This window comes from Sphingorhabdus contaminans, assembly GCF_007280415.1.
Taxonomy (GTDB): Bacteria; Pseudomonadota; Alphaproteobacteria; order Sphingomonadales; family Sphingomonadaceae; genus Sphingorhabdus_B; species Sphingorhabdus_B contaminans.
The window spans coordinates 465,154-479,380 of record NZ_VKKU01000002.1 but is presented as its reverse complement, the minus strand read 5'-3'; the positions used below and the strand labels follow the sequence as shown (position 1 = coordinate 479,380).

Annotated in this window: 12 protein-coding genes; 3 read left to right on the top strand and 9 right to left on the bottom strand. The window is 48.9% G+C overall.

The annotated features are described in order from the left end of the window. Positions 1-6 precede the first annotated feature (6 nt). A complete protein-coding gene (locus FOM92_RS10600) occupies positions 7-1,521 on the bottom strand; it encodes a flavin monoamine oxidase family protein (protein ID WP_170226861.1) in 1,515 nt (504 codons plus the stop codon). 241 nt (positions 1,522-1,762) lie between these two features. Here FOM92_RS10600 and FOM92_RS10595 point away from each other — a divergent pair, with 241 nt between their 5' ends. After that, the gene (locus FOM92_RS10595; RefSeq protein ID WP_170226860.1) at positions 1,763-2,599 is read left to right on the top strand and encodes a LytTR family DNA-binding domain-containing protein; all 837 of its coding nucleotides are present in this window, start codon (positions 1,763-1,765) and stop codon (positions 2,597-2,599) included. A 299-nt stretch (positions 2,600-2,898) separates the two neighbouring features. After that, entirely contained in the window at positions 2,899-3,918 is a 1,020-nt protein-coding gene (locus FOM92_RS10590; protein WP_143776841.1) for a MarR family winged helix-turn-helix transcriptional regulator, read from the top strand. 580 nt (positions 3,919-4,498) lie between these two features. Here the strand turns inward: FOM92_RS10590 and FOM92_RS10585 are convergent. From FOM92_RS10585 to FOM92_RS10570, 5 genes are all read right to left on the bottom strand, one after another. Beyond that, the gene (locus FOM92_RS10585; RefSeq protein WP_170226859.1) at positions 4,499-5,422 is read right to left on the bottom strand and encodes a Kiwa anti-phage protein KwaB-like domain-containing protein; all 924 of its coding nucleotides are present in this window, start codon (positions 5,420-5,422) and stop codon (positions 4,499-4,501) included. Then, entirely contained in the window at positions 5,409-6,011 is a 603-nt protein-coding gene (locus tag FOM92_RS15980) for a hypothetical protein (RefSeq protein ID WP_170226858.1), read from the bottom strand. The genes FOM92_RS10585 and FOM92_RS15980 overlap by 14 nt, the downstream gene beginning before the upstream one ends. A 505-nt stretch (positions 6,012-6,516) precedes the next feature. Beyond that, positions 6,517-7,029: an HAD family hydrolase gene (locus FOM92_RS10580; protein ID WP_143776839.1), complete on the bottom strand. Its 513-nt coding sequence runs from the start codon at positions 7,027-7,029 to the stop codon at positions 6,517-6,519. A 3-nt stretch (positions 7,030-7,032) separates the two neighbouring features. Then, entirely contained in the window at positions 7,033-7,995 is a 963-nt protein-coding gene (locus tag FOM92_RS10575) for a DNA-processing protein DprA (protein WP_143776838.1), read from the bottom strand. A 3-nt stretch (positions 7,996-7,998) separates the two neighbouring features. After that, the gene (locus FOM92_RS10570; RefSeq protein WP_143776837.1) at positions 7,999-8,685 is read right to left on the bottom strand and encodes a hypothetical protein; all 687 of its coding nucleotides are present in this window, start codon (positions 8,683-8,685) and stop codon (positions 7,999-8,001) included. Between the two features lie 903 nt (positions 8,686-9,588). On the opposite strand from FOM92_RS10570, the gene FOM92_RS10565 reads away from it, so the two are divergent. Beyond that, positions 9,589-9,930, top strand: a complete 342-nt coding sequence (locus FOM92_RS10565; protein ID WP_143776836.1) for a UrcA family protein — start codon at positions 9,589-9,591, stop codon at positions 9,928-9,930. A 72-nt stretch (positions 9,931-10,002) separates the two neighbouring features. On the opposite strand, the gene FOM92_RS10560 is transcribed toward FOM92_RS10565, so the two are convergent. The 3 genes from FOM92_RS10560 to FOM92_RS10550 all read right to left on the bottom strand — a co-directional run bounded on the left by FOM92_RS10560 (position 10,003) and on the right by FOM92_RS10550 (position 14,084). Next, positions 10,003-11,883 (bottom strand): DUF262 domain-containing protein, encoded by a 1,881-nt coding sequence (locus FOM92_RS10560; RefSeq protein WP_143776835.1) that lies wholly within the window; start codon positions 11,881-11,883, stop codon positions 10,003-10,005. Between the two features lie 155 nt (positions 11,884-12,038). Further along, entirely contained in the window at positions 12,039-13,286 is a 1,248-nt protein-coding gene (locus tag FOM92_RS10555; protein WP_143776834.1) for a three-Cys-motif partner protein TcmP, read from the bottom strand. Positions 13,287-13,301: 15 nt separating this feature from the next. Next, positions 13,302-14,084: a DUF5131 family protein gene (locus FOM92_RS10550; protein WP_143776833.1), complete on the bottom strand. Its 783-nt coding sequence runs from the start codon at positions 14,082-14,084 to the stop codon at positions 13,302-13,304. Positions 14,085-14,227 lie beyond the last annotated feature (143 nt).

Here is a 14,227-nt window from a genome sequence, read left to right as displayed (position 1 = left end):
ACCGCGTCACGCGACCTTTTCCATGACCTCAATGGCTGCCCGCTCTCCGCTCTCGAGGGCGGCTTCCATGCCGAAATCGGCCCGGCGCGTATGTTCGCCTGCAAAATGAAGCTGCCGGAACGGTTCAATCATCGCATTGCCAAAGCGCGTGACCTGGCCGGGCGCAAACATATGGCGGCATCCGCCTATCAGGCCCACATTCTGCCATCCGAAAATCCCGCTGAAACGCAGCTTGCCTCGCGTCGACGGCCGGATACGTGCAATTTCCGCCTCGATCATCGCGAGTGCTTCGTCCGGTGCAAACTGGTCGATCCGGCTCGCCGCTGCCCCGGTCATCACGACCATGAAACGATGGTGGCTATCGCCATTGCGGCGTTGCAGGGCCCAGAACATTTTGACCAGACCATCCGAATAGAAGGAGGGATCAATCCCGTCGTCCCAGAATGGCTCCACTATTGTACCGAAGGCACGTGTCGTGTGGGCGTAGCCTAGATATGAAATGGCCTCCGCTTGGGCACCTTCGGGCAGGGGATTGATCGCAATCTTGCGCAGGCTGGTGAAGGGAATGGCCGATATGACGCGGTCCGCAGTAAAGCTGCTTCCATCCAAGCAGTTTATCACTGCCCGGGTGCCGGTCATGTCTATCGACCCTACGGTCTTGCCGGTTCGAACAATGTCACCCAAGGCCGATGCCATGGCTTTGGGCAGCCTTTCGCATCCACCCTCAATATTGTTGATGAGGGCAAGTCCTGTGCCGTTACGAACATTGTCGAAGCCGTAAGGCCGTTGTTCCTTGCCCAGTTCTATATTGCCGAAGCGTGCGTCAATGCGTGCACGCGCTTGCTCCTGCATCATCGACAGACAGGATGCGGAGAGAGCATCATTGCCTGTCGATGATAAGTTGGCAAGGTGCAGTGCCTCTGCCGAATGTCCGTGCCGCTTCAGCAGTTGCTCTAGCGACACATCCAGATCCGCAAAGGCCGGGTCAAGCCAGTCAACCGGGTCCTTCAGCCGATTATAGCGCCCCATCAATTGCGATCCGGTCAAAGCAGGCTGAATGCTGCGTTCTTCGCCGACCATCTTGTTGACCGGCGAATTTGCCCAATCGGCTGCGTTGACCCATTGCCCGCGGATATGGCTGGCCATGGTCAGCAGATTGCGGTCTTCAGGGATCAGCTTCAGATTGAACTGGTTGCACAGATCAAGAACGCGGGCATAAGAGCGACCGATCTGGCTGGCCCCAAATTCGGGAGCATTTTCCAGCCAGTCCGCGGTAAAAACGCGACCGCCTATCCGCTTGCTACCCTCCAGAACGACGATATCATCAATCCCTGCCTGTTTCAGCAAAAGTGCAGCCTGCAGCCCTGCGAGGCCTGCGCCTATAATCACAACCTTTCGGGGTTCGCTCGCCAAAGCAGACTTGAAAACAGCGCCGCCAGTTTCAGCCCGGAGGGCGTGGCCGCTAAGTGCTAGCGGTAGTCCGGCAAATCCGGCAAGAATCTGGCGGCGCGAAGTCAACAAGGGTAATCTCCAGTTAAAGAGCAATATTAGATGGGCAATATTGCCTAACTGTGGTCCGACTTTACGGTCCCCGAACCTTTGCACTACCGGGATTGCACGAACGGCAGCATAGTGTGCACGAACAACCAAAGCACCGGCATGAAGCGTCGTGTTGGCGCACGGACGACTATTTTATCCACTCGTCGGTCACAGATTCGTGCAGCTATTGCTTATGTGTGGTGCGCGATGTTATCCAAGGCGAATGATCAACGCGCTCTTTCCTTTTCAAGGGGGCCAAGGGTCGGATATCGAACGGCTACGGTCCGAATTTTACCGTTTGCTGGTAGCGCCAGCGGCGATCGGTTTTATCATTGGCTGGACAGGAGCCATTGGGGAACGTCGCGTAGCTTCGGCTTGCATCTGGTCTGTTCTGTCGGTGACAAGCTGGCTCCTTAACGATTTGGCAGCGCGGCCGATAGCCGCACCGCTCCACCGTCGGGGTTATCCGTTGATCATTGTGCTATTGGTCGCATTCGGATTGTCAGCCCCCTTCAGTGTGCTTCTCAATCTGTCATTTGGCGATGTATTCCGTTTATGGGGTTTTGAACGGAATGGATTGAGCTCGCTGACCCACCTGTCACTCGGGCAGATGGCCAGCAGTACTATTGCCCCTTTACTGCTGTGGCTTACGATAAATCTGGTGGCGTGCCGCAGTAATGGCGGAAAGCTGTTTGGAATTGTCTGGCATTCCGAGCCGGACGCTTCATCCCTTTCAATTCCTTCGGCACCGCAAGTTTCATATCAACCAGCCTTCATGAAGAAGGTTCGGCCCGCTTTGCGCGGCCGGGTTATCGCGGTGAATGCCGAGTTGCATTATGTGCGTGTCTTTACAGAGCATGGGGAAGATCTGGTTCTGTATCGTTTCCGCGATGCCGTCACAGATATGCAAAGACTGGGCGGTATCCAGGTTCACCGTTCCTGGTGCGTAACAGCTCAGGAAGTCGCAAACCACAGCGCACGATCATTGACCTTGCGCAATGGATTCACTGTGCCGATCGGAAGAGCTTACCAGAGAAATGTTTCCAGCGCGCTGATGTGACTACCGCTTCGCGCGGCGATTGGACACGCATTTCCGCATTGTGCTCCAGCATTGGCATGAAGTTGTTTTTGGATTTTGGTGCGGCGCGCAATCCGGTGCAAAATCGTCTCTCTAAAATTTTCCCATTTATAGTACGAGTCGCAATCCTCGCGCGCGCACGCGCGACCGCGCGAGGAGCAGTATAGACTGGCATGATACAAATAGTCTAGCGGCTTTACAAAACCATATTAAGCACTTGAATGATAATCAGAAACTGAGTTTTCGTCAGCCGCTACTTTCTGCGCAGCCGGTCAATACCATTGCCGCTCAAAAAATTCGTAACTTGTACAATTATTCGGCTAAAGGCTTATCAAATCGTTGACTTTATCAACATTGATAGCAACACGATTGATCACGAGGGAATTATGATGTTCAGCGAAAATCCCGTAGCTGCCATTGCCTCATTTTCTGCGCAATACGATGGCCTCATGCACTCCATATCGCGGGAGACAAGCCAGTATGGATACGCGCCGGCTGAAGGTCGCATAATGCACAGACTGCGCGGTTGTCCGTCGACGCAGGCAAATTTGCGTAAAGTTACACAGATTGAAAGAGGGCAGCTCAGTCGCGCCATCAAAAGTCTCAAGACCAAGGGGTTAATTGAGATCAGCCAACCGCCACAAGGCCCTTGGCCCGCGTACAAGCTGACAGAACGGGGCTGGAAACAGCTTTTGCGGGTAGAAAGAGCTCGATACGATGCCATTTCGCGACTGCTAGGGCAAATGCTGCGTCCTGAGCGGAAAGCTTTTATCGATGCGTTAGAGAATTTGGGAAAACTGCGTTTCGTTGATGCAGGTACTGACGAACCTGAACGCTGGCGAACAGCTTATCCTGGTGAGGTGTCGCAAATAATTAGCAATGCGCTTGATTTCTATAGGGGCCCCTTCCCTTTCAGATTCAATAGCCAGATCGAAGGTTACGTACTGCGACAGTTTGCGGAAGTGTGTGACAGAACCCATCACCATATCATTGTCTACGAAAGACATGGCTGCGTGGTAGGATCTATCCTGCTTTTTGTTGATCAAAAGAAAGCGTCGGCGCGTCTTAATGGACTCTGGGGTGCAATCGGCTTCACAGATATTGAAAGTACCGCAGGGATGGTCAAACTGGCGATGCAAAGAGCGGCGTCGGCGGGGTGTATCAATGTTACCGCACGTATTCCTAACAACATCGCTTGGCCGAACGTATTTCGAACGCTCGGCTGGACATTTGCCGCTAAAGAGCCTCAAAAAATTGCGGGGGCGGAGTTGGAAATCGAAACTTGGGTGAAACAACTGTAGATCAGGACATGGCTTTTCGAGCTTCAGGATCAATGCTGAAGTGAGGAGCGGTGCTACGACAGGACAAGTAGAATGTTTTGGCGCAATATTTTCAGCGGAGCGCGAAGCGATCCTTGCCCCACTTAATTACGGTCAATTTTGACCAAAACTTAGAATCCGACAAAGCGCTCAGCAATGCTCTTCACACGCATCGAGACTTGGCATGCTGAAGTCTAATCTGCAATTAAGTTGAGCGAGAATAGGCACAGCGTTCAACCACTCGGCTGACATCTCCGGGCATGGGCAAGTTGATAATCGATACCAGTCATTTGAACCGGCATTTCAGCATTGCCCACTAACCTGATATTGGGCACCTTTGACGAAGCCGATTGCAGTGGGAACTGCGATGACGCTGCGGACCACATCTGGTCCCCTGACTATCGAGCAAGCGACGAAAGGTTTGCAGCCCCGACGGTGGGGGCAGAAAACTTTTGTGCAAACGGCCGACAAAAAATGTGTTCAGTGGGATGCTTGGCAAGCCTACCGTTGCCAAAGTCCGTTTTTAAAATAAGCAAATAACATGGCCGCAAATATTCAGAGCTTAGTTAACGCGAGTTGCATCTGGTACGTCGTAAATGTTCTCGGAGAATGCGGATGTTAGACGGTGGTCCAAAAGCGCAGTGATGATATCAGCACATGTTTCGAGGGTCGGATTAACCCGACCATTTTCGTCAAAATGTATGGTCAGGTTATAATTTGCAAACTGCGCGCGTAGACGCTGCATAAAATCTTGATTCCGATAGTGACCTTTTTGACGGATCGCACACACCCTACGCAATTGAATCCTGTTTGTGCCCACAAATGCCACGAGCGGTGCGATATCTGTAAACAAAGCGGCAAACGGCTCTTCTGCCCTTAATGCCGCAAACTCCTCTTCGTGCGCCTGTCGATAGCTTAATACTGATTCAAAACTACGCTTGTTTTCAATATAAATGCGATCGCCAAAAATGAAAAAATCGACTTTGCGGGAAAGGGTGACAGGTGGATCCTCCTGTAAACCCATGGTCTCATTATGAAAGAAAGCTTGAATAGCTTGAAATTGCTTTCGAGATTTCCAGCTCGCGTCTGTTTTATGGATCGCGTGTAATATCTCGCCGTTGCTTGTTAGCCTGATAACATAAAACTCCGAGTTTCTAATTTGGGCGTTATTACGAATCTGGCGTTGCGGTAAAGGATTGGCCGTGGCCGCTATTATACGGTCTGCAAAAGTCTCCAAAGTGTCGATCGCAAGAACGCTTGCTTCGTGGTTTTGAGCAAGCAATCCATACTCAAGTACTTCCTCAATGCGCGCACGTGCATCGAAAACTGCATTTTTTAACGCTGCATCCAATTCGTCGGTTGTTGCGATCCACCGACCAGAGAATGTCGGGGCAGCTCCTGCGCCACCGCCAGACTTTTTAAAAAGCCAAACGGTTACTCCAGCATTATCAATATCAAAGTTAGCAAAATTTTCAGGAATCGGCATCGCTAGGTCCTGCAGGTTTGATGATTTGAATGCTCTGTACGGGCCACAGTTTATGTGGTCCCAATTCGAGTTCTCCATTTACCAACGCCAAAGTTTGACGAATTTGTGGGGCTCCAACATAATGAAAGGAAATGTTATACGGTCGCCAATTAAGTGCAATGAGTACGGGATTTAATATGATCTGGCCCGACTTATGGGTAATCCAAAACATCCAACCGAGGAAAACACATAAGCCGACCAACTTGCCAGAGTCTTGATAGTCGATGCTCATAAATGACACAATGTAAGGAAGAGTATAATTTATCAGATCGGCCGGAACATACTCCGCCTCAGTAATCTCCACGTCATGCTTCGGAACAACTAACTTCAGTAGTGATAATGTCGCGATGAAACATACCAATGTGACGACGAAAATGCCGATCGCAAATGTTGGATTTGACAACGGCAAAATACAGTTTTCCAGCTGACCTGGAAAACACAACCGTCGGTCAATAGCTGAGTAATCGAAATCTTGGGCAAGCAGGATTACGCTCAAGGGCAGATATGACCCTGCAAAAATGATCAACGATGCCGGTAATCGAAACTGCATATCGTTATGCACATCCTGCAGATAAACTCATGAGTGTGAAAATTTTGTCACCTTTTATAAGTGCCTAGTTCACTATTTGTTCAAAGTGAAGTATACAAGGAGAAAAAGCGGAGATTGACGTGCGGAGTACGAGGCATAAAATTCAAATTGGTGACAGCGAAGAGCGATTGGATAGGGTGGTCAGAAACCATCACGTAATGCTGTCGCTCGGGATCGAAACCGGATTCGTGGAGCACAGAAGAAGTGGTGTTGCTGTCTGGCGACCGGTTAATCCAGTTGCTCTAGGTCTGGATCGTATATGGCTAGATGGCGTTTGGCGTAACATGTATATTTGGGAAGCTGTCGGCAACCTTTCTCAATCTCAAGAAGACGCAAATACGATTTCATATCAAATTGCGGGAAAGACTATTTCATTGCCAGGAATGAGAATGAGGCCATCTCCGAAACTGGTCCGATTTCTCAACCAACATTTGCGCTAGTGTTTGACCCCAACGCATTTGCTAAATTAGCTTATAGAGACTGCAGCGCTCTTCAGAAAGGCGCCGAGTTCGTCTACAGTATGAAATAGCCGATCAGGTTTGGACTTCACCAAGTCGCTAATGTCGCTGCATCCCCAAGCTGAACCAAGCGCGACGACACCGGCGCGTCTCGAAGCCTCAGTATCTTGAGAGTGATCCCCAACGTGATAGGTTGTGTTGGGGGTGACATTGGCTTTTGACATTGCGAGTAAAAGTCCCTCCGGGTTGGGCTTTTTAACCCGCACTTGATGGTGTCCAACTACAATCTTGATCGGCCAGTTATGCGCTCGAATAAATGCTCTTGGCACCATGTCGGGACTTTTTGTCACGATAGCGAGTGTATGGCCTGCACCGTCGAGTTCGGCGAGCAATTCGGTGATACCGCCATAGACAGGCAACGAAGATGCCTGAGCCATGACGGCTCCCCAGTTTTTCGTAGATCGAAATTTTTCAACGGATGATGTATCTACAAGGGTCTGGTCGAAGTCAAAAATTACCATCGTTTAGAAATCCAAACACATCTGTGTTTTGGGTATGGTGGGGCAAGGTTCCTCTGATCGTACCGAACCTTGAACACACAGCTTCCGAAGAAAACTCAATAACGCCTCTCCATCGGGAATGGCTTCAGCCCAGCGATCTGCGATTAGCATTTGATTACCGCGTGTTTTGTCTTCGTGACGCCAGATGTCGGGGTGTTTAATACAGGCTAAAGCGCGCTTTTGGTCTCGCGAAAAACGTACGGTATGCATCGTGCCGCCTTTTACGTCAGTTTCGATAACAAGCACAGCGTCAGACAAGCCACTTTGAATCCTATCCCTCTCCGCGAAGGCAGTGCGCATAGGAGTCATACCAAGCGGGTATTCACTTACCAAGCAACCGCCTGCATCCAAGAGCCGCGCGGCAAGCCCGCGATTGGCCGCAGGATAAACCTTGTCTAGCCCATGTGCCATTACGGCAATGCCTATCCCCATCTGATCGAGGCAGCCTTCATGGGCCAACGTATCACAACCATGTGCGAGGCCACTGACGATAACATAGCCTTCTTCAACAGCACTAGCGGCCGAGCGTTTAGCTACTTTCTCGCCATATGGCGTGGGCTCTCTTGTTCCGATTACCGCTAAGCTTCGTTCGCTTTTGAGGCCCGCAACATCTCCTTTTACGTAGAGAATAACTGGTGGATCAGGGATGTTTTTTAGCCGTTCGGGGTAGCCCTCGTCGTGAATCGACAATGCTTTAATTCCATGGTCTGCGGAGCATCCCAAGTCATCTTCTGCTTTATGCCATGCGGCTATAACATCATCCTCTGACAATTTCGCGCCACGCGTTCGCTGTAATAGATATTGTTGTGCATCGATCTCAGGCATTGGACTGTCAACAATGCGTAGCGCGGCACGACGACCAATACCTTTGAGCCTTAGTAGTGCTGCAAAAGCGACTGCTGACGTTGATGTTGTGAGGCTAGCCATTTTCTACACCTTCGAAAATTTCTCTTTGTGCGCCTGCTCGCCTTGCTCCCACAGATTATTCCACAAAGTAGGAACCTGATTGTTATCTGGGTTTGGACAATAACCTACACTTTCGGATTTCGCGAGCGCTATTCCATATACAGTGCTGTTAGGATTAGCGGCATGAATTGCGAGTGCGATCCGAGATAGAGTATCGCCTCGGGTGACAATATCATCAAATACAAAAAATGTGTCCGCTGGCATAGTTGCCGCTCGATAGTTCGCTTTGTCTAGTTCGGCCGTTCGTCCATCTGCATTGTAAATTGTGTGTATCTTCTGATGCGGGTTTTTTGAAAGAGATGTGTCTGAATATCCTGCGCCACAAACACGTGCACACTCCTTTGCGATCCAAGGAATTGCACGGTTGGGATCCGCAAGCGTCTCTCCTGAAGACAGCGCGGGAAGAAAAATTGTGCGGTTAACATCGACCGCTAAGTGTTCGATGAGCGCTGGTACGGCCTTGTATAAAACCGTCGCAGCACCCCACTCTGCTATATTGCGCTTTTCTTTAAATCGACTGAACCGAGCGGTCCAGTGCTCTCCATTCCTATCTTTCAGCTTGTAAGCTATAGCATAGGTTGCGGTCAGCCCGTGTGAAACTGTAAGGTATGGAAACTCCATCCACCCGGCAACTGTATTATATTGGATCATTTTCTACTTTTTCAAATTATTATTGGTGAAAATATTTGGTGATTCATTATCTAAAATGCAAGTGACCGCGGCCAATTATCTAGAAACAGCATTTAATCTATGAACTTCCCGTAAATTGACATGCTGTCTGTAGATTTTTCTAAATCTAGCAACGTTAATGAAAAGTTTTTGAAACTCTCCAGTGGCCAAATACGACAAAAATCGACTTCGTCGTTGATATGATAGATTCAGAACAAAACAAGAAACGGCGCCTCGCACTCGGAACTGCCGATGACAGAAAGGGACCCAGTAGTGAGGCGCCGCCATTATACCGAATGCGTTTAACGTATCCGGCAGTATTTAGATGAACAAACGTGTGCGATCCGTAACAAAACCGTCACAAATTTTCTCGGGGTATAAAAGATTGGCATCCAGTCCTCAATGAGAGAAGAACTCGTTCTCCGTAAAGTTACCGTCGGGCGACCCAACTGCTTTTACGTTCTCAGACGAGGGCAAGTCAGGAAACGACGGGCATCATTGATATGGAGGAATCAATAAAATACGAGATGCCCGCCGCTTCCCTTTTCGCCCGGAACGGATCGCTTTTCGACCGGACACAAGGCAAGACGAGTGGAAATAGAAAAGCCGCAAGCAACCCGTATCTTTTTTTATAAAAAGCTGAGTCAGAGGATTGTCGTTTAGTTCGCGACTACAAATTACTCCGTGGAAAATGCGACCGAAATCGACATGCAAGTTCGGGCTCACCCGGTCGCGGCTGAAGAGCCACGTAACTAATCTGCGCAAACAATAGTTTATTGGATTGACGTTACGGAAATAAGACTTTCGCGCATCTTATGGTCGGGGACGGCGGTGGGGAACGCTGATCTTAAGGGTCGCAATCTTTCACCGAACTTGGAGTATCTTATGAAATTCTCTCACAGTACCCTTGTGGCCTGCGCCACAGTGCTCGCCTTTGCACACGGACCCGTGTCGGCGAATGCAACAGAAACCGTGACCTTCAAGGTCTATCATGATGACTTGAATATCCAGACAGATGCTGGAGCAACCGAGCTTGAAAAACGCGTTAGCCGCGCAATCCGCAGTGTTTGTCGCCAAAATGGCCGCTCGTTGCCCGAAATTGCGCACGAAAATAACTGCCGCCGCACCGCACGTCAGGATGCTGCCGAGCAGGTCCGGTTGGCGATGTCAGGAAAAACCGGGAGTGGAAGTGGCAAAGCTGCGGGACGGGCAATCAACCAGCGCTAATCTGTACTTAGATGTTTGGAAATGTTGCGGCGAGGATATCAAATATTCTCGCCGCTCTTTGAATCAGTAGGGTCAGATGAGGCTGGTAATACCAACGTCACCGCCTGGCTCAGCCGGCATGGCATCAGTATTGGCAACCGGTGCCTTTGCGTTCCGCACATTCCAAACATCCAAAGCGGCTTCTGCATACCAATCTTGCCGACGTTTTACCGCTTCGAGGTTCCAGAGCGGAGCTATGTCAATCTTAGATACCGCTTTCGTAATTCGGTCGTTCTCTCCAACCAACAGCTTCGTAGCTTGGCATCGGGTAAGCAGCATAGCGGACGTGGAGTAGATTTTAGACTTCACCGAATATGCTTCATTACTCGCGACTACGTTTGGAGATTTCTCCAGCAGTATCAAATTTCCTAAACGCTGCGTGGGGTTGTCGTCGGGATCAAATTCGCCAAACTCCGCGATCGCTCCCGCACTTGGATTCTCCGGAAAAACGTGTTCAATTTCGATCTTGGGGACGAGATAGTCCGACAATTTGTCTTTACCGGCATTTTCGCCGTAGGCTTCGAGATCATAAAACTGAGTGAATTTAGCGAGCAGATATTTCAAACGAAATTGACGAACATCTCCAGCCTTGAGCGTATTCATTTTCTCCACAAACTTGACCCGGTGCCGAGATTTCTCCGCATCCACAAAATTCTCCATGAACACTGAGAACTCTTGATCAGAGCTTACTTTGTTTAGTTCCGATGCAGCTCTAATCAGGGCCCCGTCATACTCTTTTGCGGGAACGCCAGCGATCAACCAGACGCACATAACTTCTTCGATTCCAAAGCATAAGCGTTCGAAATTTTCCTGGCTCAAATGGCGGCCAGCTAACAATAAAATGAAATGCTGTTTGATAGCAGGTCCGCCAAGTGCGCGGGTGTTAGCTAAGCCATGTTCAAAGCGGCCGGCTGGACTTTCGTTTGAGTTGAAGTTTTTATAAGCTCGTGCAGCCTCTTTCAGCTTCGTAGCAAAGTTTATCGGATTTTGCTCATGGTGGGTTTGGTGCTTATTATCGATCAACCAGTCGTAAATTTCTTCTTCGCGAAGCTTCGAGACGCCAACATCAAAATTGGCTAGAATGAAATAACGTAAAAACCGAAGTGGCTTTTCGCGAGCTTCATAGATTTCTTGTGTGAGTGATTTCCACTCGGATTTGAGTTTATCGAACTGCTCTTCTTTGGCATGCATAAACAAAAGGTTTTTAAGTAGGTCCATCGCGTCCAGGCCCGCACCCCGATCGTTGATCGTTTCGAATATTTTAAGAGCTCTGCTGACGCTCGGAGTTTCGATCCGGATCAATTTTACTAAGTTTGTGAAGTAGCCATAAAAGCGGGTGTGTGCAGCAGCATCGGTGCCGAACTTATCCCGCAGAAAATCCCGGATCGCCTCATATGCATTGGCGAGATTTCGAATAGATCGCGTTTCCTCACGGCGAGCTTTTGCTCCGTGATTCAATCCATATTCTACGAGAACGTTGCTTGCGTCCTCATATTGTAAATCAAGTCGAAGGCGTTTTACTGTTTGCCCGACATGGTCAGTTTTACTTGCTGATATAAGACTAGTCAGCGTGTCTGGAACCTCAGCACCCAGATCCGATAGTGCATCTCTTATTGCGCAAAGCGTGAGGAATACGGTTGTGGATCGTTGTTGCCCGTCGATGAGATCATAAACGCCGTCCTTGCCCTCGCAAACGACAACGGTTCCGATGAAGTATTCGGGCGCATAGTTTTCAGAAAGCTGATCAAACTCGCTGTAAATATCAGCAAGAAACTGCTCAACCTCATCGCCGCGTTGCCCTTTGTTTTCCTTTTCACCCCAGACATATTCGCGCTGATAGTCGGGTACTCGATAGAATGACTGGAAGAACTTCGAAAGACTAAGGTCTTCAGAATCAATGGTATCCTTGCGCACGCTGGTCTCCTTATAATCTGCTGCTCTTCTAGGGCGATCGCAGCACTTTGACCACAATCACGATACCTTACTTTCCGATTTTTCCTTGCTGCGGGCGTGTGATATCGCTTCGGAACATTGCAACTTTGAAGGCTCTTTCAGCGATCAAGAGCTAATCAAAACTGTTTGTCGAAAAAGACGGGAAAAAAACTGGTTTGTCTCTTCAATTGAATGATATCTCCAACGGAAATTGTCTTGACGCTTCGTCTTTCGCCTCCCGTTGGCGTAACAACTTCTAGATCTGGATTATCAATTATTGCCCGGTGAATATCTTCACTGTGTGCTGGAGTAGCATTGTAAATACCCTCGTAAAATTCTCCAACCGGGACAACATTTCCAAACTCAGAAACGAGTCTAGGAATATCAGTCATTAAGCGATCGAGAGCTGAGGCTCGTCCTGATATATCAAACAAATACAGTGCCCCGGAATCGTGTCGAGGATCATAGGATAGCATATTTAATCCCGATCTACCGAAGTGCGCTTGCTCCGAACTATTGTTGTGCAAGAGGTCGTTATAAACCTGGCGTGCACGGTGAGAGTTGGCGAGATGTATTAGCCAATATCTCCATCCCTCGGGATTATTTATGGAGAACGGGCTGACATATTTTGCACATCCGTTGAACGACTCAAATACGATCCGTTCAGCTGCACCTAGCCACTGTTGCTTATTCATTCCAATTGTCTGAGTTTGGATTTCTTCAACTGAGATTTCAAAAGGCCTTAATTGCGCAGCAAGTTTTTTGGGATCATTCGCTTGCAGATAGGTAAGCAATGAAGTGATCATGAATGTGTAGAAAATTTCCACCGAACGATACGATCTCATAATTTGCGTCAAAGTCGAGTGATTGACTTTACTGTGACCGCACTGATCCAAATTGAAGATCACATTATGATATGAGCCGTCTGTCAAGAGTTGGTGAATAGTTGAGTATGCGGTCTCGAAAGCATCATTCAGATATTCAACTCGCAAATGAAGTTTGGGAACCTCAGATTTTATTTCGGCTTGTATTGGCGCTAAGTTTGCCTTTAGCGTTTCTATTGCGTCACGGCTGAAATCATTTACTATCAGCAGACATTCCATGTCGATTTGACCTAGTCCTTGGACTGATCTCTTAAGGTTCACGGCTTCTAACGACCGCTTCAATTCTTCGGCAAAAATTAATGGTGAGCCGGCCGCACCGCATTTATACCGCCCGCCTCCGGCGAACCCGTCGACGACTGCCAAACGAAATCTGTTCATCTGCGGAATTTGGCATCGAACGGTGAGATAGTTGGAGAAGTACTCGCGCAGAATCTTGTGTTTTCGCTTGGAATGATCGTCTAGCGTCGCGCCTTCGACCCACTTATATTCTTTCTCAGGCATCCTCCTTAAGCCGACCTAGGCAGTAACGGACAAATTGTTCGGCATGTTATTCCAGATCCGTCCACGGTATTCTCGACCGTTCGCCTTTTTAGATCGCCGCTTATTGTCCTTGCCCCACGCCCCCCACTGCTTGAAGAAGAATGCCGTATCATATGTTAGGCATTGATTATGGATCTCATCGATCCATTCTTCACGAATAGGTCGTGCATTTCGGCCGCTTTCTCCTCCGACAATTGCCCAATGTATATCCGTCAGATCTATCTGGCCTACCGAACCAATTAAGGGTTCAAATGAGATGAAACGAATAGCTGCCGATACGTTCCGAAGATGGGTAATTCGATCTACCACCTCAGAGCTTTCAACACTTGTTCCAAGCCACACATTCGGCAAAACATCTTTAATCAGTTTGCTTACTACCTCTGCCATGCGCTCAGGACGTTTCGTAAGTATTTGATAATGGTGCTGTGGCGTCTCACGCATGACTTCCCACACTTCCATTATGAAGGAGTCACTCACACCTTCATGAAACAAATCACTCATAGAATTTACGAATATCTTTCGAGGCTTACGCCAACGTCGTGGCAAATCTAGCGCGTTCATATCTTCTCGAACAAGACCAGTCCAAACTGATCGGTTGCCGCTTTTTCGAGCAAGTCCTTTATATTTGGCAACATTCATTGTTTCCAATCGGCGAGCCATGTCCATCGCGTAGCAGTGAGTGCAGCCTGCACTCACGATCGAGCAACCTGCAACCGGGTTCCAGGTGGCGTCGGTCCATTCAATCTGTGTTTCTGCCATGAACCTACCACTTTGCCTTTTTCTACTCTCATCAAGCCATAGCATCTTTAGAACGCAAAGTGAACAAAAACTAAGATATGGGTCAATCGGTTAGGGAGGGGACGGTCCTTCAGATGATTAGATGGATCAGAGAATTGATTCCG

What these genes read in the sequence shown, in the direction of transcription:
- FOM92_RS10595 (WP_170226860.1), top strand. Translation starts at nt 1,763, where the DNA reads ATGATCAACGCGCTCTTTCCTTTTCAAGGGGGCCAAGGGTCGGATATC.
- FOM92_RS10585 (WP_170226859.1), bottom strand. Translation starts at nt 5,422, where the DNA reads ATGCCGATTCCTGAAAATTTTGCTAACTTTGATATTGATAATGCTGGA.
- FOM92_RS15980 (WP_170226858.1), bottom strand. Translation starts at nt 6,011, where the DNA reads ATGCAGTTTCGATTACCGGCATCGTTGATCATTTTTGCAGGGTCATAT.
- FOM92_RS10580 (WP_143776839.1), bottom strand. Translation starts at nt 7,029, where the DNA reads ATGGTAATTTTTGACTTCGACCAGACCCTTGTAGATACATCATCCGTT.
- FOM92_RS10575 (WP_143776838.1), bottom strand. Translation starts at nt 7,995, where the DNA reads ATGGCTAGCCTCACAACATCAACGTCAGCAGTCGCTTTTGCAGCACTA.
- FOM92_RS10570 (WP_143776837.1), bottom strand. Translation starts at nt 8,685, where the DNA reads ATGATCCAATATAATACAGTTGCCGGGTGGATGGAGTTTCCATACCTT.
- FOM92_RS10565 (WP_143776836.1), top strand. Translation starts at nt 9,589, where the DNA reads ATGAAATTCTCTCACAGTACCCTTGTGGCCTGCGCCACAGTGCTCGCC.
- FOM92_RS10555 (WP_143776834.1), bottom strand. Translation starts at nt 13,286, where the DNA reads ATGCCTGAGAAAGAATATAAGTGGGTCGAAGGCGCGACGCTAGACGAT.
- FOM92_RS10550 (WP_143776833.1), bottom strand. Translation starts at nt 14,084, where the DNA reads ATGGCAGAAACACAGATTGAATGGACCGACGCCACCTGGAACCCGGTT.